The 24,287-nt window shown below is 43.4% G+C and carries 21 protein-coding genes and 1 riboswitch; of the genes, 6 read left to right on the top strand and 15 right to left on the bottom strand.

Annotated features, from left to right (window positions below; translation table 11 throughout):
* A partial coding sequence (locus FOR85_RS12750; protein ID WP_223808502.1) for a hypothetical protein occupies positions 1–286 on the top strand: 286 nt, incomplete at its 5' end.
* Positions 287–448: 162 nt separating this feature from the next.
* On the opposite strand, the gene FOR85_RS04345 is transcribed toward FOR85_RS12750, so the two are convergent.
* The gene (locus FOR85_RS04345; protein ID WP_144296875.1) at positions 449–1,330 is read right to left on the bottom strand and encodes a Nif3-like dinuclear metal center hexameric protein; all 882 of its coding nucleotides are present in this window, start codon (positions 1,328–1,330) and stop codon (positions 449–451) included.
* A gap of 409 nt (positions 1,331–1,739) precedes the next feature.
* On the opposite strand from FOR85_RS04345, the gene FOR85_RS04350 reads away from it, so the two are divergent.
* Positions 1,740–3,068, top strand: coding sequence for a S1C family serine protease (locus tag FOR85_RS04350; RefSeq protein WP_144296876.1), 1,329 nt, complete (start codon positions 1,740–1,742; stop codon positions 3,066–3,068).
* A 118-nt stretch (positions 3,069–3,186) separates the two neighbouring features.
* Here FOR85_RS04350 and yfaE read toward each other — a convergent pair whose 3' ends face one another.
* The 14 genes from yfaE to FOR85_RS04420 all read right to left on the bottom strand — a co-directional run bounded on the left by yfaE (position 3,187) and on the right by FOR85_RS04420 (position 19,030).
* Complete coding sequence (gene yfaE / locus FOR85_RS04355) at positions 3,187–3,453, bottom strand: class I ribonucleotide reductase maintenance protein YfaE (RefSeq protein WP_068408173.1); 267 nt, start codon at positions 3,451–3,453, stop codon at positions 3,187–3,189.
* Positions 3,454–3,599: 146 nt separating this feature from the next.
* Positions 3,600–4,733 (bottom strand): class Ia ribonucleoside-diphosphate reductase subunit beta, encoded by a 1,134-nt coding sequence (nrdB, locus tag FOR85_RS04360; protein WP_144296877.1) that lies wholly within the window; start codon positions 4,731–4,733, stop codon positions 3,600–3,602.
* A 77-nt stretch (positions 4,734–4,810) separates the two neighbouring features.
* Positions 4,811–5,182 carry a hypothetical protein gene (locus tag FOR85_RS04365; RefSeq protein WP_223808503.1) on the bottom strand — a complete coding sequence of 124 codons (372 nt, stop codon included), beginning with the start codon at positions 5,180–5,182 and terminating at the stop codon, positions 4,811–4,813.
* 22 nt (positions 5,183–5,204) lie between these two features.
* Positions 5,205–5,492 (bottom strand): type II toxin-antitoxin system RelE/ParE family toxin, encoded by a 288-nt coding sequence (locus FOR85_RS04370; RefSeq protein ID WP_144296878.1) that lies wholly within the window; start codon positions 5,490–5,492, stop codon positions 5,205–5,207.
* Positions 5,482–5,733, bottom strand: a complete 252-nt coding sequence (locus FOR85_RS04375; protein ID WP_144296879.1) for a type II toxin-antitoxin system Phd/YefM family antitoxin — start codon at positions 5,731–5,733, stop codon at positions 5,482–5,484. The genes FOR85_RS04370 and FOR85_RS04375 overlap by 11 nt, the downstream gene beginning before the upstream one ends.
* Positions 5,734–5,917: 184 nt before the next feature.
* A complete protein-coding gene (locus FOR85_RS04380; protein WP_144296880.1) occupies positions 5,918–6,988 on the bottom strand; it encodes a hypothetical protein in 1,071 nt (356 codons plus the stop codon).
* A gap of 149 nt (positions 6,989–7,137) precedes the next feature.
* Positions 7,138–9,414, bottom strand: coding sequence for a class 1a ribonucleoside-diphosphate reductase subunit alpha (gene nrdA / locus FOR85_RS04385; RefSeq protein WP_144296881.1), 2,277 nt, complete (start codon positions 9,412–9,414; stop codon positions 7,138–7,140).
* Between the two features lie 550 nt (positions 9,415–9,964).
* Complete coding sequence (locus FOR85_RS04390; protein WP_342343299.1) at positions 9,965–10,276, bottom strand: DUF493 domain-containing protein; 312 nt, start codon at positions 10,274–10,276, stop codon at positions 9,965–9,967.
* 221 nt (positions 10,277–10,497) lie between these two features.
* A complete protein-coding gene (locus FOR85_RS04395; RefSeq protein WP_144296883.1) occupies positions 10,498–11,196 on the bottom strand; it encodes a class I SAM-dependent methyltransferase in 699 nt (232 codons plus the stop codon).
* A gap of 86 nt (positions 11,197–11,282) precedes the next feature.
* A complete protein-coding gene (gene tenA / locus FOR85_RS04400) occupies positions 11,283–11,930 on the bottom strand; it encodes a thiaminase II (protein WP_144296884.1) in 648 nt (215 codons plus the stop codon).
* 122 nt (positions 11,931–12,052) lie between these two features.
* A riboswitch (TPP riboswitch) is annotated at positions 12,053–12,171 on the bottom strand.
* A 125-nt stretch (positions 12,172–12,296) separates the two neighbouring features.
* A complete protein-coding gene (locus tag FOR85_RS04405; protein WP_144296885.1) occupies positions 12,297–12,737 on the bottom strand; it encodes a hypothetical protein in 441 nt (146 codons plus the stop codon).
* Between the two features lie 225 nt (positions 12,738–12,962).
* A complete protein-coding gene (rpoD, locus tag FOR85_RS04410) occupies positions 12,963–14,882 on the bottom strand; it encodes an RNA polymerase sigma factor RpoD (protein ID WP_144296886.1) in 1,920 nt (639 codons plus the stop codon).
* 619 nt (positions 14,883–15,501) lie between these two features.
* A complete protein-coding gene (locus FOR85_RS04415; protein WP_144296887.1) occupies positions 15,502–17,691 on the bottom strand; it encodes a DNA primase in 2,190 nt (729 codons plus the stop codon).
* A gap of 175 nt (positions 17,692–17,866) precedes the next feature.
* Positions 17,867–19,030, bottom strand: a complete 1,164-nt coding sequence (locus FOR85_RS04420) for an outer membrane protein assembly factor BamD (RefSeq protein ID WP_144296888.1) — start codon at positions 19,028–19,030, stop codon at positions 17,867–17,869.
* Positions 19,031–19,877: 847 nt separating this feature from the next.
* Between FOR85_RS04420 and FOR85_RS04425 the strand changes: the two genes are divergently transcribed.
* The 4 genes from FOR85_RS04425 (at position 19,878) to FOR85_RS04440 (ending at position 24,150) form a co-directional block, all read left to right on the top strand.
* Positions 19,878–20,948 carry an RluA family pseudouridine synthase gene (locus FOR85_RS04425; protein WP_373681938.1) on the top strand — a complete coding sequence of 357 codons (1,071 nt, stop codon included), beginning with the start codon at positions 19,878–19,880 and terminating at the stop codon, positions 20,946–20,948.
* Positions 20,949–21,039: 91 nt separating this feature from the next.
* Positions 21,040–21,912, top strand: a complete 873-nt coding sequence (locus FOR85_RS04430) for a polyphenol oxidase family protein (RefSeq protein WP_223808504.1) — start codon at positions 21,040–21,042, stop codon at positions 21,910–21,912.
* 57 nt (positions 21,913–21,969) lie between these two features.
* Positions 21,970–22,599, top strand: coding sequence for a flavodoxin family protein (locus FOR85_RS04435; RefSeq protein WP_144296889.1), 630 nt, complete (start codon positions 21,970–21,972; stop codon positions 22,597–22,599).
* Between the two features lie 606 nt (positions 22,600–23,205).
* Entirely contained in the window at positions 23,206–24,150 is a 945-nt protein-coding gene (locus FOR85_RS04440; protein WP_223808505.1) for a cytochrome c, read from the top strand.
* Positions 24,151–24,287: the final 137 nt, after the last annotated feature.

The following is a 24,287-nucleotide window of genomic DNA, read 5'->3' on the forward strand; positions in this document are numbered from 1 at the left end:
AAGCAGAGTTATGAAAATACAGTCGCTCTTGCTTGTGCTTATATCTGGCTCAAATTATGAATGTTCAACACGCCCTAATTTATTAAAAAATAGAGCTTTAATCGATGAAAAAAATTTTAGCGCCATAACCGGAAGCTATAAAAATGGGAAGTCTCATGACAAGACATTCTTTCTTCAGGAACTAATATGCGGATATTCATTATATTATTCAAGTGGAGTTAATAAATTAGCGATAAAACTTAACAATAGCACTATAAACGGTAAAAAACGCCTTTGTTTTGGCTGACCCAGTGACAAAAAGTGCTATAAGAAAAGATTGCGCCTAAGCAGCATTTTCTGTATTTGACGCAAAATATTAATATTAACGCTTAATAAACTTAGTGCTTCAACTGAGAAAAAACAATTGTAGGTAAATAAAACTGTTTGATTATCAAGCGGAGCTTAATGGTTAGGCTGGGTTATCAATGTCAATAAAAGTCACGGGCAAGCCAAATTGCTCAGCCAGTAGTTCGCCCAACGCTTGAATACCGCCGCGCTCGGTCGCATGGTGACCGCAGGCAAAATAATCAATGCCAAGCTCGCGGGCGCTATGGGTAGTGCGCTCTGATATTTCACCAGAAATATAAGCATCACAGCCCATCAGCGCTGCTTGCTCAATCATATCTTGCGCGCCGCCTGTACAGATACCCACGCGTTCAATTAATCTGCTGTCCGCTTGCGTAGGCTCAGCGTTGGGTGCGGCGTTATAGGCAGCGGGAATGTGTAACGGTATTCGTCCGAGGGCAGCGGTAATCTGGGTAATAAGGCTTTGAGCGCTTTGCGGCTGGCAGCTGGCAATATTGCCAACCGGATACGACTCATGAGGATAAAGCGCGCCGATGATATTCATATCGAGTAACTCAGCGAGTTTGGCATTATTGCCAATAATAGGATGGGCATCGAGTGGCAGGTGGTAGCCAATCAAAGAAATGCCATGCTGCATCAGTTTGCGGATACGTTGACCTTTCATGCCTGTGATGGTCTCAGGCTCGCCTTTCCAAAAATAGCCATGATGCACCACGATAGCATCGGCGTTATCAGCAATCGCGGCATCAATCAACGCCTCACAGGCGGTGACACCGGTGACAATACGACCGATAGGTCGCCCGCCATCTACTTGCAAGCCATTTGGTGCATAGTCTTTAAAGGCTGCTGCTGATAAGTAGTCGTCACAAAAATCCGTCAAAGCTTGTGCGCTAATCGTCTTATTTGGCGTTTGGCTTGAAAACTGACTTGAGAACTGATTTGAAAGCTGGTTTAAGGTTTCGGTCGAGCTATTGTGTTCGGTCATGGTCTTTCCTTATAATTGTTGCCGTTACGGACGGTTCTTGATTGTTTGTTATTTACAAATTTCAAGCGTTCAATGCAGTAAGTATTGCCGCTAAATAAGCAAAATATCTGTTTATAATTAACTTTGCTCTAAGTCGTTAGGGTGTTTAATAGCGCCATTTTAGCATGGCGCTGTAAAAGAGTAGATAACGCGGATAACTGAAACGGTACACGATACGTTACTATTTATCGATGTTGCCAGTTATAATTTGCATACCTGAATCTATATGATCTGTCGTGCGTTCAATCTTGTCTTAGGTATTATTAGGCATCATTGCCCAACGAGAAGCGTTTGCGTATAGTCATCATTCATTCACTGTTTTTACCAAACTGTTTTCACAAAACTATTTTTAAAATAGAGAGGTTTTTATATGTCGTCATCTAGGAATACCAATAACAAGGCCGGCGCGTTAACGTGGTTGCCTTGGGTTTTGTTGCTGATAGTGTTTGCAGCGTTTATTTGGTTGTTTACGAGTATGAAGACGGCATCAGAGCAAGCATGGGAGCCGCCTAGAACGACGCCTGCCGAGCAGCAAGCGTCAGCGCCGGCGTCCGATACACCAGCACCGATTGCCTCTTATCATAATAGCGTTGCTCGCGCGTCACAATCTGTCGTCAATATCTATACTACGCAGACGATGGCCGAACACCCTTATATGAACGATCCAGTATTGCGCCGATTTTTTGAGTTTCATGGTGGGCCGTCCCAAGAGCAGGGCAATACCAACTTGGGTTCTGGGGTCATTGTTTCAGAAGATGGTTATATCGTGACCAACGCTCATGTCCTTGAAAAAGCTGATGAAATTACGGTGGCCTTTAATGATGGGCGCAAGAGTCGTGCGAAATTGATTGGTACCGATCCAGACAGTGATTTGGCAGTGATTAAAGTTGATATGACTGATTTGACGCCCCTTGGTTTCCGTAAAGACCCTATCCGTGTTGGCGATGTGGCATTGGCGATTGGTAATCCATTCGGGGTTGGTCAGACGGTGACGCAAGGTATTATCTCGGCGACAGGGCGAACAGGACTGGGCGTTAATAAGTTTGAAGACTTTATCCAAACCGATGCGGCGATCAATCCGGGTAACTCAGGTGGCGCGCTGGTTGATGCTTACGGCGAGCTTATTGGTATTAATACCGCTATTTACTCGCGCTCTGGTGGTTCGATGGGTATTGGTTTTGCCATTCCTACTGCCATCGTTGAGCAAGTGATGAATGCGATTATTAAAGATGGAAAGGTTAGCCGTGGTTGGCTCGGTATCGAAATCCAATCGCAGCTACGCGACCCAACCCAGCTTGAAACTTCAACTGGGGTCGAAGTATTTAATGTCGTGCCTAAAAGTCCAGCAGCTAAGAGTGGCTTACGCATTGGCGATATCATTTTGTCAATCGACGGTATTGAGATGACCGATGCCAATACCTTAATCCAGTATGTCGCTCGTAAAGCACCAAATACCACGCTTAACGCTCAAGTCCTGCGCCAAGGCAAAAACAAGCAAGTAAAAATCCTGCTAGAAGAGCGTCCAGCGCAAGAGCCAATGGCGCGCCCTGTTATCATTCACGATGAAACGCTAGGTGGTATGGGCGATCCTAGTCTACAAAATGATGGAGAAGAAGTGCCAATGATGTCAGAAGCGGAGCGTGACCGTATGCGCGAAGAGCTATTGCAGTTATTTGAAAGAGATGGCGCACCTTTATAAAAGTATGGTTTACACATATTACTGTGGAATTTAAAAAATAAAAAAAGCGCGCTATTTTGAAGATAGCGCGCTTTTTTATTAGCATGTTTTTTTAATCATAACTCTATAAATTTGGCAGCTACTTTTCTATTAGCTCGTGATTGATATAAATGACGCCTTGCACGCGGCAGCAGCAGGGCAATATTTCGTCTTCTTCAATCATAGCAAGCGGCTCAAACGGATAATCAATAACGTGTGAGCTGGCGATGCGCTTGATGCGGCAACTGCCACAATAGCCTTCCTTACACTGATAATTGATATCGTGTCCGGTGCGTAGCAATCCATCGAGCAGACTTTCGTCATCATGCAAGTAGAATTGCTTCTTACTCGTCATTACCCAAGTCATAATTCAACCTTATCTTAATTTTCCCATCGCATGTAAAGTTGTCTTTAATGGTACTTTTTAATCATAAAATCTTACTAAAACGATAGCGGCCTAACCTTAAAATAGTAAGATTAAGCCATGACAATAATGTGTGTAAAGTTAAACGTTTAAAGTTCAAAATCGTCAAAGTCGCTATTGGATAAATCTGAATCAATTTGACCGACCAGGTACGAGCTGATTTCCGTTTCTTGCGGCGCAACTTGCACGTTATCAGACGACAACCAAGTATTAATCCATGGAATAGGGTTTGATTTTGAGTTCGGGAACGCGACTGGCAAGCCAACCGCTTCCATTCGTAAATTGGTGATATATTCGATATATTGGCAAAGGATATCTTTATTTAAGCCGATCATTGAGCCGTCTTTAAACAGATAACCCGCCCATTCTTTTTCTTGCTGCGCCGCTTTGGTAAAGATTTCGATGCTTTCTGCATAGCATTCATTGGCAATCTCAACCATTTCTGGATCGTCACGACCATTACGCATCAAGTTTAGGATATGCTGCGTACCGGTTAAATGCAGCGCCTCATCACGGGCGATTAATTTAATAATCTTAGCGTTACCTTCCATCAGCTTACGCTCAGCAAAGGCAAACGAGCAGGCAAATGACACATAAAAACGAATGGCTTCTAGGACGTTAACCGCCATCAAGCACAAATACAGCTGCTTTTTCAGCGATTTTAAGCTAACCGTCACTTCTTTGCCATTGACGGTATGCGTGCCTGCGCCATACATATTGTAAAGCTGAGAGTCGTAGTACAAATCATCGTAGTACTTGGCGATATCAGAGGCACGCTCTAAGATGTGCTCGTTTTGCATAATGTCATCGAAGACCACGCCGGGATCATTGACGATATTACGAATGATATGGGTGTAGCTGCGCGAGTGAATGGTCTCAGAAAACGTCCAAGTCTCAATCCACGTCTCAAGCTCAGGAATTGACACCAGCGGCAATAGCACCACGTTTGGACTACGACCTTGGATAGAGTCGAGTAGGGTCTGATATTTTAGATTACTGATAAAGATGTGCTGCTCATGCGACGACAGGTTGCCATAATCGATACGGTCTTTTGAAACGTCGACTTCTTCTGGACGCCAAAAGAATGACAGCTGCTTTTCAATCAACTGCTCAAAGATAGGGTGTTTTTGTTGGTCATAACGCGCCACGTTGACCGGCTGACCAAAAAACATCGGCTCTGTTAGCGCATTGTTTGGCGTTTGAGAAAAAATCGAGTAAGTCATAGTTCCACCTTTATAAGTGCTACAGTTGTGAATCAAAAGTTTTAAAATACCGTCTAAAGAATACGGGCAAAACGGTGTTATAGGTTCTCTAAAGATATTTGCGTCTGTTCTTGACCATCATTCATATAGGCTTTAAATATCTCGCTAAGCTCACTATCGTCTAAGCCTTCTAGCTCATCGATAGCACTTTTACGCAGTGTACTTAACTCCACGTCTACGGCTTTCTGAACTTCTTTTTTTGTCTGCTTTTTAACGGGTTTTTTTGCTGGTCTTGGCGCGTCCATCTTTTCTACTGCGCTACTATCTAATTGCTGACGAACGTCATCGATATCGACTGCTACCTGCACGATATGCGAGTTACCATCGTTTAGATCGGAAAATACATTAGGGATAAACAAACCACCGTCTTTGATGATTGCGGTATATTGCACGTCTATGACCTCCGTCATTTTTATTCTTTCTGTGTTTTAATTATGGCTGGCGAGTCGCAAGCGCCTCATATACTTTGTTATTTTCTCTTTTGCCTACGGCTAGCACGTAAACCACCACTACGTCATCTTTGATGGTATAAACCAAATGATAGCCTATGGTGCGTAGTTTGATTTTATAGGCGTCTGTATGTCCTGAAAGTTTCGACGCAGGCACACGAGGGTTTGATAATCGCTGCTGTAATTTTTTCTTAAACTGCTGCTGAATACTGGGCGCTAACTTTTTCCATTCTTTTAATGCTAAAGGATGAAATTCAAGATTATAAGTCATCCAAACTTACCTTTATAGGTGTTTGGCCGTCATTCATTCTTGCGCTGACAGTTTGGCTTAATGCCATATCGTCCATCGCTTCCATCATGCGCTCATACATGTCTGTGGAAACTAAGTAAGCGACAGGTTTATTGTGGTTTAAAATAGCAATAGACTCACCGTCTGATTGTTTAATCAGTGCCGAAGGGTTGGTCTTAAGCTCTGAGATACTGGCTGTTTGTGTGGCAAATATGGGTTGCATGATTTATTCTCCCGCTAAAATTATGTTCTAAATATAGGGCTAATATTAGCACGAAAATTAGGTCTTATTTTTTTATTTTGAATTTCAAAGTTGTAAGTAGGTTGGTGTTAAAGAACGAGACCCAATAATTCAAGTGTTGAAAGAGTTGGGTGTCGCAAGATCCAACTAAGCTACCGCTTGCTAATCATCTCATCTCATAGTCATATATATAAAATGACATGTCTCCATCAGATATACAAAAACCAATAATTTCTCTACCTATCAAACTATTGTAGTCTTCATCGTCATCAATATACCCATGTACAAAATATGTTAAACACTTATAGAAGGGCGGTCCAATGCGATGTTGTATAGCAGCTGCACTATCTCTCATTGTCCTAATTGAGGCAAAACGAGCTCCATTGAGCATTTCTTCATCAACTATAGCTACGCTAGATTCGTTTCTAGAGATTTCTCCAATGTAATGTATATCAGGTAGACTTATATCTGAACCGTACCCAAACACTGTCAGAGAATATATCGATACCTTATCAAGAGTAGTGACTTTGAGATACGCATTTTTTAAAAAATATAGGTCTGAAGTAATTTGTTTATCATCTTTTCGAATGTCGTCATCTTCGAATACAGAGTGGTCCTCAATGGTCTTATCTGGTATGCCTAATAACTCTTTGACCTTATCATAATTTCTCTCAGGCGATATAGCATTGATAATATCGTTAGTAAGAAGTTTCTTATCATGATTACTATTTGAATCATCATTTACTTTATAGCCATCAACTGGATGGATTTTAAGCTCGCTTGGGAGTTGAAAATCAAAATTGGCTTTTCTACGGAAAATACTACTTTTAAAGTTAAGGTGGAAAAGTTCAGGGTTTATACGTTTTAACTTCGCCTTATGTTCTCCAAACTCCTGATAACCATTCGTTTCTCTAACTGTTATATAAATAGAATTACCACTAGATTTTCTAAAATAGAAAACTAAGTTTTTATTTTTAATGTGATCATCTTCAAATGTATGATACTCAATAGTACCATTAAAAATATAAGATGAAATGTCGTGAACTCTAAGGGTGATAAAGTTGAAATCTTGAGAATTTATATCGCCTTCGTTAGTCCATGCAGTATGATTAAGAAAGTTTTTCCTTGTTTCAATTTCTTGTTTATTCCTCCTGTCCTTCATATTTAATAGGAAGTTCAATAAAGCTAGGAGCAGAATTGCGAACGTAGCATAAGGTGCTAGAGTAACTATATCCATATGTGAAGAATCTTTTTATAAAAATAAATTTACTCGCTCTTTAACGAGAAACGAGTCATGGATAGTTTGTAAGATAAATTATCCATGACATGTATATTTCTCTCTCTTCAGATAACTTTTAGGTTAAAGCTCTTCCCTAATCGTAAAACCTAAATCTTACAAGCACCGCCTGCGCAATCATCTTCCATATCCGCTTGCGCATCGTTCGCACCATCACGAGTGTTATGGTAGTACAACGTCTTCACGCCAAGCTTATACGCGTTTAGCAGATCTTTTAGCAATATCTTCATTGGTACACGGCCACCTTCATAACGAACCGGATCGTAGTTGGTATTGGCAGAGATACTTTGATCGACGAATTTTTGCATAATGGCAACCAGCTTTAGGTAACCGTCATTGTTCGGCATTTGCCATAGTAGCTCGTACTGACCTTTTAGCTTGTCAATCTCAGGTACTACTTGCTTTAAGATACCATCTTTTGACGCTTTGATAGACACCAGACCGCGTGGTGGCTCGATACCATTGGTGGCGTTGGCAATTTGACTAGAAGTCTCAGACGGCATCAAAGCAGTTAGGGTAGAGTTGCGCAGACCGTGAGTGGTAATCTCGCTACGTAGCGTTTCCCAATCGAGATGTAGCGGCTCTTGGCAGATTTGATCCAAGTCTTTTTTATAGGTATCAATCGGTAGGATACCTTGCGAGTAAGTAGTCTCATTAAACGCAGGGCAAGCGCCTTGCTCTTTTGCCAATTTGTTTGACGCTTTCAAGAGATAAAATTGCAACGCTTCAAAGGTTTGATGGGTTAGACCATGCGCGCTGCCGTCTGAATAGCGTACGCCATTCTTCGCTAAGTAATACGCATAGTTAATCACGCCAACACCTAAGGTACGGCGACGCATACTACCGTTTTCAGCGGCTTTGACCGGATAGTCTTGATAGTCGAGCAGGGCATCAAGCGCACGGACGATGAGTTCGGCTGGCTCTTCGATATCGCTCACGTTTTCGACTTTACCTAAGTTGACTGCTGATAGGGTACAAAGGGCAATCTCACCAGTTTCGTCATTGATATTATCAAGTGGCTTTGTTGGCAGGGCGATTTCCATACATAGGTTTGACTGGCGAATCGGTGCAACTGTCGGGTCAAATGGGCTATGCGTGTTGCAATGGTCGACGTTTTGGATATAGATACGACCAGTGCTGGCGCGCTCTTGCATCATCAGGCTAAACAATTCTGTTGCTGGAATTTGACGGCTACGGATATTAGGGTCGTTTTCATACTTGGTATATAGTTCTTCAAAGGTGTCTTGATCTTCAAAAAATGCATCATACAAACCCGGAACATCAGACGGTGAAAACAGCGAGATATCTTGACCTTTAATCAAACGGGTATACATGGTTTTATTTAACTGGACGCCGTAATCCATATGACGGACACGGTTGTCTTCGACGCCGCGGTTGTTTTTTAGCACCAATAATGACTCAACTTCTAAATGCCATAATGGGTAGAATAACGTCGCCGCTCCACCACGCACGCCGCCTTGTGAGCAGCATTTCACCGCCGTTTGGAACAGTTTGTAAAATGGAATACAGCCAGTATGCTGTGCTTCGCCGCCACGGATAGGGCTACCAAGGGCGCGGATACGACCAGCGTTGATGCCGATACCAGCGCGCTGCGACACATAACGGACGATGGCACTGGTGGTGGCGTTGATAGAGTCTAGGCTATCACCACATTCGATTAGGACGCACGAGCTAAACTGGCGCGACGGCGTACGTACACCTGACATGATAGGCGTTGGTAGCGAGATTTTAAATTGTGAGGTCGCATCATAAAAGCGTTTGACATAGCTTAAGCGCTCGCTCTTTTCATAGTTGGCAAACAAACACATGCCAACGAGCATATATAAGAACTGCGGACTCTCGTAAACGGTTTTGGTCACGCGGTCTTGGACAAGGTATTTGCCCGCCATTTGCTCAACGGCGGCATAAGCCAAATTCATATCGCGCCAGTGGTCGAGGTATGCTTCTAATTCATCAAATTCTGCGCGGCTATAGTCTTTTAGAATATGTTCGTCGTATTTACCAGCATCGGTCAACGTTTTGACATGGTCATACAGATGCGGCGGGGTGAATTTATTATAAGCAATTTTACGTAAATGGAAGATTGCCAAGCGCGCGGCTAAATACTGATAGTCAGGTGTGGTTTCAGAAATAAGGTCAGCGGCTGACTTGATGATGGTTTCGTGAATATCACGCGTTCTGATGCCGTCATAAAACTGAATATGCGACTTTAGCTCAACTTGCGATACCGACACATTATCTAAATCATGAGCTGCCCACTCGATAACCTTGTGAATCTTGTCTAAATCAATGGGCTCTAAACGTCCATCACGTTTGGTTACTTTGATATTATCGATATGTGTCATGCTGACCTCGTAAGTTGATTGCTAGGTAGTTATTTATAATGTTGCTTTATAGGCTGCTGCGCGGTTAAATCTGGCAGACATGCTTTGTCACGCTATCTTTTACGCTATCTGTTTTAAGACAAGACATCCTGTCATGGCAGGTGTTTTTTTTAGGCAAAACGATGCCGCGGCTCATAGTGACGGTTCAAATCACTGAGCACTACATATAGCGTATTTGTTAGTAGGTGGACACAATATAGCGGGAAAATTTTGAAAATGCTATATTGATTTTAAGGGCAAACTATGTTGATGCGAGGGTAAAGCGTGTCCAAATTTTGGCAAAGGACGATGGGATAAGGGTTAGACGCCGATAAGAAAAATAATAAAAGTTTTGTAAAAAATGGCGCGGATTTACTTTTTATTGTTGGTTAAATTTATAAGGGCAAATTGTCTAAATGGCAGTTATATTTCGGGTGGAGATTGTACCGCAGACAATAAAAAATCGCCACCCATATGAGTGACGATTCGGATGAAAAACGGGCTAGATTTTATAAAATTAGCAAAACTACCGTTAAACCACCATACGTACGGTTTTTGCATTATCAAGCGCCGCATAAAGCGTGTTCACTTGCTCAACGGTGGTTAAGTATAAATTGGCACGTACCGAATGGAAGCGTCCTGTTTTTGAGGGTTTGACTTCCATAGAGGCCAAATCAAACTCAGGGAATTGGCTACCCAAGATAAGCTTCACTTCATTAAGCAAGCTTTCGTGCTCACCTTCATGACCGATGATGCTCATTGGATAGTTCATTGGGAACTCCCACAGCTCAGGGTTTTGCACGTCAGTTTTTTTGCCTTTTAAGATACCGTCATTAGCGACCAATTCTGTCACTTTAACTTCTCTTTTCGACGTTGGACTAGCATTGCTGCCTTGACTTTCGGTGCTCGAGTTGTCAGTGTTTGGAGTAGTGGTGTCTTTTGGATCATCAGTCATGATGTGGTCCTTATTTTTTATTGAAATATGATAAGCGCTTTATGCACCATTTATAAGGGCGTTCGGCGTATTATTCAAGTGTCAGCCAGCGATAACGCACATTAAAACCGTTATTTTTTATAACCACAAATTGCCACGTAGTCGCCGCGATCATAGCCTTCGATGACCTCTTGGACTTTGTCGTTGGCATACATAGGATGGGTCAATAAAGTCTGCGCATATTCAAAATCAACGAAACCATTGGCTTGCATTAAGGCGATTTTTTCATCAGAGGTACGCCAGTTAGCTGACTTCACCAGCTCGATAGGATAAGGATCAGCAGGCGAGATGTGCGCAAGTAGTGGATGCTCCCACGTATCTACCGCGCTGGCAAGGTTATATAAGCTGGCAAAGCCACTTTCTTTTGGTACATCAATCAGAATAAGTTTGCCGCCCGTTTTTAGAGCGTCAAAGGCTTTTTTGATACAGATATCTAAATCGCTGATATAGCTGACGCTGCCGTTAAACATGATGATGTCAAACTTATTGGGCTCAATCTCGCAGGTTTCGGCTGGGCTGATATCTACTTGTAAGCCGCGCTTTTCAGCGACTTCGGCCATGTCTTTTGACGGCTCGATACCATATTTGATATGAATGTCATAGTCTTTTGCCAGTAAAGACTCAAATAGTCCGCTACCACAGCCGACCGACAATATCTCACGGTCTTTATCTAAGAAGTGTGCGACCAGTTTTAGTTCGCTGGTGAGCAAGTTTTGATTGTCAAAAAACCAACTGTCATACGCGCTTGCGTGTTCATCGAATGCTGCCATGATGTTTTTCCTTGTGGATCGTTATTATTGATCATTGTTTTTGATTCTAGAGGGCTTTTTTAGAACCAAGTCAGATTGTTTATAAATTAAGACAAATCTAACGCCTGCTGCCAAAAATTGACTTCCATTCGAGATGCGGTGTTAAATAAGCGTTGAAATTTGTCTGCTTGAGTAGCGCTAGCGTCTGTCAGCAGCTTATTAATATGCGCTTCATTTTGTGCAGTAATCGCTTGAAAGTCATCGCTTGAAAATACATCAATCCATGGCTGATAAGGGTTACCCGCGATAAAACCCTCATCTTTGATACGTTTGCCGATCTCTCCATAGCCCATCAAGCAAGGTGCAATTGCAGCATACAGTTCAGCTAGCGAGTCTGACATTGCCGCATCTAAGATATAACGGCTGTAGGCAATGGTGGCTGGCGATTCAGGAGCGTTTTCAACTTCCTCAAGCGCGATTCCCCACTGCTGACAAAAGTCTAAATACATGCCAATTTCTAAATCAAGCATGGCGTTGATACCGGCTTGACCGACGCGCATTTGTGCCAGCGTGTCGCTCTTATATACGCTCAGCGCCATCACGCGGGTATAGTGAATTAAGTATAAATAGTCTTGCACAAGGTAATGGCGAAAGCTGTCAGGGGCGAGCGTTCCTGCTGCCAGTTGATTGACAAAATCATGTCCAATATAAGCATCCCAAGTCGGACAGTTATTGCGTAGTGTTTGGTAATCCATAGTTTTCACTTACTGTTATAAAGTGCAGTAAGAAAATGGCAGAAAAAAAGAGATAATAAGGCACAATAAATTTGCCAGTCTAGGTTAAATAGATTGGCAAAACATAAAGTAATTGTGACTTGTATATCGACACGCTTGTTTCCTACGTCAGTGCTAACTGCATCAGGTTCGCGGGACTCTCTCAGCCATGATTTTGATGGTAATTAAATCATCAAAAATCAAAGCACCCCGACAAGGTTCTTATGATTCAAATGTTGGTCTTTATGGTTATAAGACAACCGAGCGTCCCTATGATAGGCGAGATCAGTCATCATTAGCAAGTGATGCTCAAATAACCATTAATAAAATTGTTTTACATTTAAAAAGCTATTTTTTATTAAGCTGTGCAATAGCTGTATGATAGAGCATTAGCATGGCTTTAAAACGGCGCTCATATAACCCTTCTGCATACAGCAACTCCACACTTAAGCTATCGATAATGCCTAGATAAGCATCGGTATAAAGCGCCAGTTGCGCAGAGTCGAGCTCATAAGGCTTCAGAGCCAGCTGTATGTGCTCAGTCAACACCTTTATATAGACATTAAAAGTCGCCGCGCTGGTATTAGTCAAATGCACAGGTGCGGCATAGGCCATGCGAATTAAAAACCGTAGGGTAATTACGCTTTTATAACGTACTCCAAACGCTCGGCAATACGCTTCACCGGGAGCAGGAAATTCACCAGTCGTCGCAAAGCATGATTCAATAAATGCACATTCTGACTCGAGCGCATCTTGTAGTAATTCTAAGTATACTGCTGCTGATAGCAATTTTTCTTGCTTGCTTGCTGTGCCTGCGCAGACAGAGGCTATAAAAAATTGATATCAGCAATAACGCAGCGTTTTTAGGATATTTTGATTAGATAAGTTAATAGCATAAGCTAATAGCTATTAAATAACCGCCATCAAATAATAGGCACAAAAAAGCTGAGACATGCTCAGCTTTTTTGATGTAATTTTAAGAAACTTTTAGACAATGAAGCATGTCTAGATAAATTAGTCATTTTCTAAGAACGAGCGCAGATGCTCAGAACGTGAAGGATGACGCAATTTACGTAGCGCTTTTGCTTCGATCTGACGGATACGCTCACGCGTGACATCAAACTGCTTACCGACTTCCTCTAGTGTATGATCGGTTGGCATATCGATACCAAAGCGCATTTTAAGCACGCGTGCTTCACGCTCAGTCAGATTGCTCAAGACATCACGCGTGGCTTCTTGTAGACCAGCCGCCGTCGCATCGTCAACTGGGCTTGAAATTGTACCATCTTCGATGAAATCACCTAGGTGCGAATCTTCATCATCACCGATTGGCGTTTCCATTGAGATAGGCTCTTTGGCAATTTTGAGCACTTTGCGGACTTTGACTTCGTCCATCTCTAAGCGTTCGCCCAATTCCTCAGGTGTAGGCTCACGTCCCATTTCTTGTAGCAACTGACGAGAGACACGGTTTATCTTATTAATAGTCTCAATCATATGCACAGGGATACGAATGGTGCGCGCTTGGTCAGCGATAGAGCGGGTGATTGCCTGACGAATCCACCATGTCGCATAAGTTGAGAACTTATAACCACGGCGATATTCAAATTTATCGACCGCTTTCATCAGACCGATATTACCTTCTTGGATTAAGTCCAAAAATTGCAGACCACGGTTGGTATATTTTTTAGCGATAGAGATAACAAGACGTAAGTTAGCTTCGACCATTTCTTTTTTGGCGCGGCGTGCTTTAGCTTCACCGACAGCCATACGGCGTGCGACGTCTTTCATATCGTGGATTTTCATATCGAGCTGCTGCTCGTAGTCACGAATGCGGCGCTGCAATAAAATCACATCGTCGGCGACTTTTTCTAGCGTACCGGCAAACGCAGGCTTACCTTTAATACGTTCAATCAGCCAATCGACGTTGGTTTCATTGCTTGGGAATGTCTTACGGAACTCGTCACGCGGCATACGGCCACGGCGAATTACCAAACGCATGATTTGACGCTCATGCTTACGCACATCATCATAGACATCATGCATGATTGCCATGACTTGGTCTGACAAGCGATTATTGAGTTTGAGCATCATAAAGCGCTCAGCAAGTAGGGCGTAAGCCGCTTCAGCTTCTACGCTACCACGACCATAATCAAGCAAGGCTTGCTTGGCTTTGATAAATAGATGTTCAATTTCTTCTAAACGCAGACGAACTTCTTCTGGGTCGATACCGCCGGTTTCTTCTTCGGCTTCTTCTTCAACCTCTTCTTCGTCTTCATCATCATCGTCAAGCGCCAATTTGGCATTGGCTTTTGCTTTGATGACAGGCGGATTTTCTTTTTCTTCTTTGATACGCTCGCGCTCTTCTTTAGCAGCATCTTTGGCTTCTTGTGCGGCGATTTTATCTTCTTCGGTTTCAGGGTCTAAAAATCCTGTGATAACGTCAGACAGTTTTTTCTCGCCATCTTGTACTTTTTCGTACTCATCAAGGACAAACTGTACCGTACCCGGCCAGTAGGCCATGGCATGTTGCACATCACGAATACCTTCTTCGATACGCTTAGCAATGGCAATCTCGCCTTCGCGGGTCAAAAGGTCAACCGTACCCATCTCGCGCATATACATACGTACAGGGTCAGTGGTGCGTCCCGGTTCGGTCTCAACCGAAGCCAATACTGCTGCGGCCTCATCGGCTGCCATGTCATCATCGCTTGAATCATCGTTCATCAAGATGTCATCGGCGTCGGGCGCAGATTCAAAAATTTTAATGCCAACGTCCGTTAGCATTTGCACGATATCTTCAATCTGATCACTTTCAGTAATAGAGTCGGGCAGTTGGTCATTCACCTCGGCATAGGTTAAATACCCTTGCTCTTTACCCATTTGGATTAAGGTGGCCAGTTGAGATGTGGACTTAGAAACTGACTTATCGTTCATAAATACTCGCTTGCTTGTATCGGACATTTTTATATTGTGACTCGCTAACGCTTACGGGGTGCGTTGATATAATCAATCGATTCATCAAAATATGGCGTAAAGGTTGTCAATAATAACAAAAATGAGTGGATATGAATAAAGGCTCAAAATACGACAATTACAATGCTAAAAAACCGCTAAAAATGGTTCCTGCATAAATACGTCAAAACACGCTTACCTAAAAAATACCGTTACTTAAACTTGCTTAAAATGGCGGTTTAAAATCTAAAAGCATTTAAAATGAATAGTCTAAAAAACGCTTTAAAAGTTGTTCGCTAAAATTGCGCTTGCACCAAAAATGCTACTCAATAATATGGGCGTATTGTCATCTATTAAATCGGGCTAGAAATATACAGCGACACAGTTTAACACAGACCAGGCTCATCAAGCACAAGCTAGTGAATCTCGCAGGCATTTATTATCTGTATTGATGATTATTTCTTAGCCATGACGTTTTTATCATTTTTTAACCAGCGCTTGCTTTGGCGCTCAATATGCAACTGGGCATAATCATTAATAGTGGGGGCAATGGCTGTACTTTTAAAGGGCTACCGATGATAAATAAAGTTTTGCCTAGCTATTAAGATTTCACCGTGGCCATTTGTGCTGAGCGTTCCGCGTGCTGTTCGCGTAGCCAATCATTCAATAACTGTGATTGCTTACGGACAATTGCCAGTTTTATGTTGTCTGGGTTTTTTACCAAGTCTTGAATTTTTTTCATCATGTGGCGTTCAAGAAGTTGACTGACCAGCTCTTCGACCAAGCCATCTAAACTTAAGATATTACGAGCAGTAAGGGCTTTATAAAAAGCGCCCCAATCACCGCTAAGCGTTTCTTGGGTGCTCGGTTTGACATTCGATAAAATAAAGTGCGCCGCAGCATTAGCGTCTTTTGGTAGATAATTAAGACAGCGCTTAATGGTGCTGACGATATCGAGCAAGGCATTATCTTGCAAATCTTCCCATGCTAGCGGGCGCAGAATATCGGCCGAGGCTTTTTGTTTAATATGCGCTGGTAGCAGCAGCTCATGAATACCTGCCTGCTGCCAAATGGCTTCGATAGGGTCATCGATTAAGGTGCGCGGCTGGAATAAAAAACACAGCTGCAGCTGCTGACTGATGGTCATCTCACCATCGAAATCTAACAGCGCATCTCTTGCGTCTTTGTTTTGATTGCGCCTGCCGCCAAGCTTTTGATAAATGTCATTATTGAGCAAATAACGAAAGCTGCTACCTTTCGGCAGGGCAGTGGTCAAGGCGCGCACTTGTGACATCAGCTTGGCTTTGCCTTCGACCAGACTTAGATCATAACGCTCACTCAAATAAGCAAATATATACTGCGATAGCGGCATGGCATTGGCAATTTGCTCGCGCATGGCGTCCGCGCCCTGACTTTTGATAAAAGTATCAGGATCATGATTATTTGGTAAGGTTAAAAACCGCAGCTCTTTATCATCACCAAGCACAGGCAGCGCCACTTCAAGCGTACGCCAAGCGGCTTTTTGCCCTGCGCTATCCCCATCGAAACTCAATGTCAGGGTAGGGTTTAATGTCAACAGCCGTGATATCTGGCTCTCATTAATCGCCGTACCCATCGACGCCACCGCACCATAAATGCCCGCTTGATACAAGGCAATGACATCCATATAGCCTTCGACCACTAACCAGTTATCAGCGCGCTGCTGGCGAGATTCATAGTAGCCGTATAAGACGTGCTGCTTATGAAAAACGGGTGAGTCAGAGGAGTTAATATATTTAGGTTTTACCTCGTCATCAAGCGCGCGACCGCCAAAACCAATGGTGCGACCTTGGTTATCGCGAATTGGGAAAATCACTCTGTCACGCAGTAGGTCGTAATCGCGCCCTGACTCTGATTGGCGTACCAAGCCTAGCGCTTTAAGCCCCTCGATATCTTGCGGGAATTGATGCTCAAGGTGCTGCCAACCAAAGGGCGCATAGCCGAGACCAAAAGCCTCAAAAATATCTTCGGTGATACCGCGTGATAAAAAGTAATGCTTGGCATGCGGATGAGTGGTGAGATTATGCTGATAAAACTGCTGGATTTGCTCTAATAGCTCGTACAAGTTGCCGTCTTTATCAGAGACACTAGTTTCATCATAAAGAGAAGTTGTATCAGCAGCGCCACTACCACCAGTCAACCATGCAGGCGGATAACTATTATCGTCTTGATCGTTAGCACCTTGATAATGGGTATTATAGTCATCGGCTGTATAAGGCATCGAATCATACGCGTCTAATGGCGAATAATTTTCATAATTATCATTATAAGTTGGCGGCTGCATATCAGCAGTTGGCAAGTTTGTGGACGTTAAATTGTCAGCTACGGGCTGGCTATGAAACGCTTGCGGTTGCGTTGCCGCTGCCGATGTTGTTGGCTGAATAGCGAGTCTTGGCTTGGTTGCCGGCTTAGCTTTTGGTTTAACGGGCGCGCGCTGATAGCTAACGTTTTGCTGCTCGTCTTTTGGGACTTCAATGCCCGTTTGTTTGGACAGCTCATTAACCGCTTCGATAAAGGTTAGGTTTTCATAGTCACGTAAAAAACTGATGGCATTACCACCAACGCTACAGCCAAAGCAGTGGTAGATGTTTTTTTGTGGATTGACATAAAACGATGGTGACTTTTCACCATGGAACGGGCAGCAGCCTTTGTATTCACTGCCCGCACGTTTGAGCGTGGTATGACGCCCAATGATACTGATTAAGTCAGCTTGGCTATTTAATTGTTCGAGAATATGGTTAGGAATGCTCATACAAAAAACAGTTTACCATAGGTCAATTACATTAAGCATCGACAATCAGCTACAAAAAACTGACAGTAGATAAAAATTATAATAAGTAAAAACAGAAAAATAAGGCCAACAGAATGTTGGCCTTATTTTTGATGATAGGTACTAAGCGTCTAAAATAGACGCGAGCCGTATCAATTTACTCAGCAGGTAACGTGGTACGGCGTACAGGGTTTATATTTTGTGGGTCGACCTCGGCTTCTCTAGCAGTATCGCCAGTGCTCGATTGGCTCGTCACGCGCTCAGTCGATGCTTCAGGCAAACCTAAGCCTACATTGATACCGCTATTGGCACGCTTAGGAGACATATTTAACGGGGCGTTAGCATTCGCTGCTGCCGCATTATCACTTGGTAATCTTAATTGATTGGCATTGCGAATCACTTGGGTTTTGGTGGCGCCATTGTAGTTACCTGACGCAACCGAGGTATCTTTATTAAAGCGGTTTAATTGTCCAAAGGTGAGTTTATTAAATAAAGTACGCTCACGTTTGGTATTGAGCTTGACGCGTCCATCAGCGCTAAGCATATTTGGATAGTTGATTTGCAATAGCGTCTTATACTCATTTGCTAAGTCATTAAGACCGAGCTTTTCATGGCTATAAGCCAATACGGCGAGGGCATCAGGCACAGATTCACTTAATGGATAATATTGGAACACCCATTTAGCACGGTTGACCGCAGCGACATAGGCTTCGCGCTCGACATACCAGTTGGCTGCACTCATCTCGCTTTCAGCAAACTGATTATAGATAAAGGTCATACGCTGAGCGGCGTCGGGTGCGTACGGGCTGTTTGGGTATTTATTGATAAGCTCTTGGAAGTTAGCAAAGGCAATACGCAAATACGCAGTATCACGCTCAGCTTGATTGAGCTTAAACAATTTTAGACCTTCTGATGAGCCTTGCATATTGGCCACGCCGCGCACGTAGTAAGCATAGCTGACTTGCGGATTAGAAGGATATAGGCTGATAAATTGCTCCGCACTGGCCGCAGCCGCCTCGAACTTTCCACTTTCATATTGGGCGTACATCACGTCAAGCAAGGCTTGTTCGGCATATTGTCCCGTTGGATAAAAAGTGCGCAGATTGTTCAAATCTTCGATAGCTTGTGTATAGCGACCCTTATCAATCTGAGCGATGGCGTCGTTATAATAACCTTGCTCAGACTTCTCAGCAGTGGCAACCGCATCCACGTCTTTACCGCCAGTTAGGTTTTTAAACGATTGACAACCCACCAAGTTGACGCTTAACGCCAGTAAGGTGATTGAGGACAGTTTGATAAACGTATTGCCAACAGCTTGCATACTTCTTCTCCGACACAAGACGCGTAATAGCAGCGACGCTATTAGGCTAAATTATAAAAGGGTAATAAGGGTAATAATAAAAAACAATGCTGGCGGCATCCATTAAGGGTCTGCTACTAAATAGGCGCTAGCAGTAAACGCACTCATTATTAACATCATTTTTATCGAATGCCGTTTTGCTCATATTAATAAAATAAATTATTTTAAAAGTTCTTATTTTAAAAATCAGTGCCATAGCATACAGCAAAACAACGCTTACTTTATAGAATAACGCCTGCTTCGTCTATTTTTTCGTTATCTATTTTGTAGTTAAAGGGCTAATGCTTTATGTATGTTGGCTTCGGTCTGTAGTTTAGCATGAGCCGTCGTCACGAGCGATATTGAATATGGCTGACAAGGACAAATATACAGTAAATTACAGCCATGTCATATTTTAGAGAGTTAATCTGCTAAATAGTCACCATCGGCTAGCGACTTAATTTTCATCACGGCTCACTACCTTTGGAAAAATGGTAACGATAAAAACGCAGATAACGCGCAGCTTCTGTAGGGCATAAGCGCTTGGCATGTTACACTATGACGATATGACTGCTGCTTTTTTCGACCGTCCTTATTTTTGCTGGTCTGTGAACGCCAGTCCACTTTCTTATCTCGTTTCCTTATGAAGTCGGCTTATAAAGCTGTAAGCGACTTTACCCTATATCAATCCGCTATGAATAATGATGCTATGACGACCAATTTCCCTAAGAAACAACCGTTAGATACCGATATGTCAGCACAAGAGTTACCAATGCCAAATGAATTATTAAATGACCATCAGCGTGCGCTTGATGAGCAAACGCCGGATATGTCCAATGATGAGTTTGATGAGTTGGTCGCTGACGATATTGTCGACGATGAAGATGAATACGAAGACAGTGAGGATTCAGTCGTAGTCGCTGGGCAAGCGGTTCCGGTCGTTATTGATGTCACGCATACCGTCATAGAAGACGAAGCGGGCTTACGTATTGATAAACTGGCATCAAAAGTATTTGCCGATTTCTCGCGTGCCCAGCTGCAAGGCTGGATTACTGATGGCAGCTTACTGTATAACGGGACGGTACAAAAACCGAAAATCCGTGTCAAAGCTGGTGATGTCTTGCATTTATCGACGACACTGCAGCAGCATAGCGAAGATCAGCCAGAAAATATCGATATCGAAGTTGTCTATGAAGATGATGATGTCTTAGTGATTAACAAACCTGTCGGTATGGTTGTCCATCCGGGCGCTGGCAATCAGACGGGCACTTTGGTCAATGCGCTTCTCTATCATTATCCGCAGCAGCACCACTTGCCGCGTGCTGGATTGGTACACCGCATTGACAAAGACACCTCAGGACTGCTGTTAATTGGTAAAACCAAGCCTGCGCAAATGGCTTTAATGGAGCAGTTAAAGGACAAGTCTGTCTATCGTCATTACCAGTGTGTGGTCGCAGGGGATGCGGCAAGTTTACTGCGTCATCGCCGTATCGATGCGCCGATTGGTCGCCATCGCAATCAGCGTACCAAAATGACGGTGATGACGGCAGGGCGTGAAGCGGTGACGCATTTATTGAATGTCACACCGCTGAACGATAACTACTGTTTATTAGATGTCGGTCTTGAAACAGGACGTACCCATCAGATTCGTGTGCATCTAAGCCACATTACCTATCCGATAGTCGGTGACCGCGTCTACGGTGGGCGTCGTCAATTGCGAGCGGGTTTGACAGAAGCGCAGCGTCAAGCGATTAATAATTTCCCGCGTCAAGCATTGCATGCTTATACTTTAGGTTTCGTGCATCCAACGACTGGCGAAGATATTGAAGTCACCACGCCAATTCCTGAAGACATGCAGCAATTGATGGCGGTACTAAGCGAAGGTTATGACGAAGAATAAAATCTGATGAGCTCTATTAAATAATGATATTCGTCTGGTAACAATCTGGCTGTAATGCTCTAATAATAACGATAAGACTGGTGCACTGACTATGCCTAACATAACAAACAATCTGCCTGTCACCTTAGTTGCTCAGCTTGATGACGTGACGGTTTTTCAAACGGCAGCTTTTAGCAGCGATGATAGTGAAGCGGCTAATGAGGTAGATAATCAGGCAAATTATGGTGTGCTAAATTTAGGCTTGCATGTCAATGATAACGCCAAAACAGTCTTAAACAATCGCATGCGTCTATTAACGGCGATTAATGAGCAATTAGCGGCGGGGCAGCGTGCGCCAGTTAATAGCTTACACTGGCTCAATCAAGTTCATGGGCAGCAGGTTTATGATGTCGATGCGACGGCGCTACCTATACGCCCGCTAGATGCCGATGCCATGGTCAGTCAACAAATGGGCTTAGGTCTTGCGATTATGACCGCCGATTGTGTACCGATTGTTTTATACCAGCCCGCAACGGGACAGATAGCTGCTATCCATGCAGGCTGGCAAGGGCTGGCGTGCGGCGTCATAAAGGCAACCGCCGAGCGCTTTGATCATGATAAACCAATCACGGCATGGATTGGCGTCTGTATCAGTCAAGAAAATTATGAAGTCGGCAGCCAAGTACGAAATAAGCTGCTGGCAGGCTGTATAGATAATCAAGCCTTGTCATCACAGCATCTTGAGAGCTTTGAACAGCGTTATGTCTTAGCATCTGTAGCGGACAAGATTAAACTGAACCTACCAAAGCTTGCCGCTGACCAATTAAGTGCAGCAGGCATTACCGTTAGCAGTCAATCCGAAATACCTTGCAGCTATGCGGATTCGCATTATTATTCTTATAGGCGTCAAACGCATCTTGGCCAGTCTGCAACCGGACGTATGGCATTGATTATTACGCGTAGTGCTTCTAGAGAGTTGGCTTGATTCAGCTCTTGAGCTTCTATTTTTATTTCATTTTTAATTGTCACTATTAGAGTTCGTATGAATACACCTGACACACAGCCTGCCATTTTAGAGCATGAGAACAATCTCACTAGCGTCTCAATGGCGGTCATTTATCATAGTAATTATGGGCATACCAAACGCGTTGCCGAAGCAGTGGTGACGGGCGCGCGTCAACAATTACCAGATTCGCAGGTTAAAGCGGTCGATGTGCATGACGTTGATTGGGATTTTGTCGATCAGGCGGATTTATTGGTGTTCGGTAGTGCCGTGTATATGGGCAGCGTGACCGCAGGCTTTAAGACTTTTATGGATGAGACTTCTAAGCGTTGGTATCACCGTAAATGGGAAGGCAAGTGGGCTGCAGGTTTTGCCAATTCGGGCGGCCTGAGCGGTGATAAGCTTGCCGTCCTGCAACAGATTTGTCTTTATGCCATGCAGCATGGGATGAATTGGATCGGTTTACCACTGATGCCAACAGGACATGAAGCGCATGATTTAAATCGTCTTTCGAGCTTTTTGGGCTTGATGACGCAGTCGCTAGATGGACCGCCTGACGTCACGCCTGGCGCAGGCGATATTGATACCGCCATTTGGTTTGGCGATCATTTGGCTAAGACTATTATCAAGCGTCAACCTAAACAGCAGATAGTGATTGCAGAAGATTAGAATTAACTAAGGCGTGTTCTCGATTCATAATAAAAAAAGCAGCTATCAAACCGATAGCTGCTTTTTTTATTGGCCATTATTTGTAGTAGAAGGGATTTGAGGGGGAACAGCGTTAGAGGGTCGGCGCGCGTTGGATAAATTTTCCACAATAAGCGTTTTAGAAGACACCCTTTTAGAAGAAACAGTTTTAACAGGTATCGGACTTTCGACAAACTGAAAAGATTGGCAACCTGTCACAGGGATTGTCGCTGCCAACGTAAATATAAAGAAGAGTGATTTCATAAGGACATCTCGAGCGTTATTGGCAACATGGCAATGGTTGGCGATATTAAACAACACTTATCATAAATAAAATGCTGCATCAGTCAAAAGGGTTTTTGCGAGTATGGCAACGCTTATTTGGAATGTAAGGTCGATGACAAACGGCCGCTATGTATCCATTATGTACGCTTAAAACCTGTAATAACAAGTACAGAAGTCCTTTTTTATTATATATAGCGATTTATTTCCACGCTTTAATAATGGATTTCATAAGATTTCTAGGTTTAGTAATTGTTTTTTAAAGGATTAATTATCTTGCCCAAATTCATAATATGAAAATATATAGTGATTAAATATAAATTAAATCTCTTAAGAGGTTTTTTAACTTTTGTAAAAAAACGTGGCGAGTATCTGGTCAATAATCTCGAGCATTGCGGCACTTGTCATACGCCGCGTAACAGCACCATGGGCTTTGATAAAAAAATGTATTTATCAGGCGCGTCGCTTGGTAATTGGCATGCGCCGAACATCACGCCTGACGAGTCGAGCGGTATTGGCAGTTGGAGCGAGCAAGATATTATCACGTATCTACGCACCGGTGAGCTTGACCAACGCGCCTATGCAGGTGGGCCAATGGGTGAAGCAGTTGCGCACAGTACGCGTTATCTGAAAAATGAAGATTTGAGCGCGATTGCCTCTTATCTAAAAGCCATACCCGCTATCCAAACAGAAGACAAGGTCAATAGCGTCAATGTGGCGCGCCTGCCAACGCCTGTGAACGAATCTATCACGCATGACTTACTGGCGCAAAAAGACTACTTGGCGCAAGCAAAGTCAGAAGTAAGTAACGGTAGTAACTCACCAGAAGCGTTATATTTAGCCGTTTGTGGTAGCTGTCATGGTGTTGATGGTTATGGTCAGCCTGACGCGCGTTACGCGCCTATCGTTGGACTGAGCAGTCTGCGCCGCGAAAAGCCTGACGCTCTCGTTAATATGATTTTGCATGGGGTAGAGAGTGCGACCAATACTTCGCCTATCATGCCAGGATTTTCAGAAGAGCTCAGCAGTGAGCAGATTGCGGGTATCACTAACTACGTCCGTACTAGCTTTGGCGGTCATGCAAACAGCGAGGTCAGTGCCGCTGATATTGAGCGCATCGCGTCTATAGGCGTCGAAAAGCCTTTTTTAATTAAGTACGCAGGCTTATTAGCGATTGTCGGCATCATTGTGGCGATACTGATTATTATATTTATTGTGCGAGCCATTTTACGTTCTAGACGCCGCCGTTAATCATAGTTTATCAGTTGCAACGGGTTTAGAATTTATTACCAGACAAGGATTAACGGCAAAACGGTAGGGCATGACAGCTTGGCAAATAAATGCAGAATTAAGCCAAGCCGTTAAATTACAGACACTTATATTACAAG

The organism is Psychrobacter sp. YGAH215, assembly GCF_007280595.1.
GTDB classification, from domain to species: Bacteria; Pseudomonadota; Gammaproteobacteria; order Pseudomonadales; family Moraxellaceae; genus Psychrobacter; species Psychrobacter faecalis.

What these genes read in the sequence shown, in the direction of transcription:
- FOR85_RS04345 (WP_144296875.1), bottom strand. Translation starts at nt 1,330, where the DNA reads ATGACCGAACACAATAGCTCGACCGAAACCTTAAACCAGCTTTCAAAT.
- FOR85_RS04350 (WP_144296876.1), top strand. Translation starts at nt 1,740, where the DNA reads ATGTCGTCATCTAGGAATACCAATAACAAGGCCGGCGCGTTAACGTGG.
- yfaE (WP_068408173.1), bottom strand. Translation starts at nt 3,453, where the DNA reads ATGACTTGGGTAATGACGAGTAAGAAGCAATTCTACTTGCATGATGAC.
- nrdB (WP_144296877.1), bottom strand. Translation starts at nt 4,733, where the DNA reads ATGACTTACTCGATTTTTTCTCAAACGCCAAACAATGCGCTAACAGAG.
- FOR85_RS04365 (WP_223808503.1), bottom strand. Translation starts at nt 5,182, where the DNA reads ATGACGGAGGTCATAGACGTGCAATATACCGCAATCATCAAAGACGGT.
- FOR85_RS04370 (WP_144296878.1), bottom strand. Translation starts at nt 5,492, where the DNA reads ATGACTTATAATCTTGAATTTCATCCTTTAGCATTAAAAGAATGGAAA.
- FOR85_RS04375 (WP_144296879.1), bottom strand. Translation starts at nt 5,733, where the DNA reads ATGCAACCCATATTTGCCACACAAACAGCCAGTATCTCAGAGCTTAAG.
- FOR85_RS04380 (WP_144296880.1), bottom strand. Translation starts at nt 6,988, where the DNA reads ATGGATATAGTTACTCTAGCACCTTATGCTACGTTCGCAATTCTGCTC.
- nrdA (WP_144296881.1), bottom strand. Translation starts at nt 9,414, where the DNA reads ATGACACATATCGATAATATCAAAGTAACCAAACGTGATGGACGTTTA.
- FOR85_RS04395 (WP_144296883.1), bottom strand. Translation starts at nt 11,196, where the DNA reads ATGGCAGCATTCGATGAACACGCAAGCGCGTATGACAGTTGGTTTTTT.
- tenA (WP_144296884.1), bottom strand. Translation starts at nt 11,930, where the DNA reads ATGGATTACCAAACACTACGCAATAACTGTCCGACTTGGGATGCTTAT.
- rpoD (WP_144296886.1), bottom strand. Translation starts at nt 14,882, where the DNA reads ATGAACGATAAGTCAGTTTCTAAGTCCACATCTCAACTGGCCACCTTA.
- FOR85_RS04415 (WP_144296887.1), bottom strand. Translation starts at nt 17,691, where the DNA reads ATGAGCATTCCTAACCATATTCTCGAACAATTAAATAGCCAAGCTGAC.
- FOR85_RS04420 (WP_144296888.1), bottom strand. Translation starts at nt 19,030, where the DNA reads ATGCAAGCTGTTGGCAATACGTTTATCAAACTGTCCTCAATCACCTTA.
- FOR85_RS04425 (WP_373681938.1), top strand. Translation starts at nt 19,878, where the DNA reads ATGTCCAATGATGAGTTTGATGAGTTGGTCGCTGACGATATTGTCGAC.
- FOR85_RS04430 (WP_223808504.1), top strand. Translation starts at nt 21,040, where the DNA reads ATGCCTAACATAACAAACAATCTGCCTGTCACCTTAGTTGCTCAGCTT.
- FOR85_RS04435 (WP_144296889.1), top strand. Translation starts at nt 21,970, where the DNA reads ATGAATACACCTGACACACAGCCTGCCATTTTAGAGCATGAGAACAAT.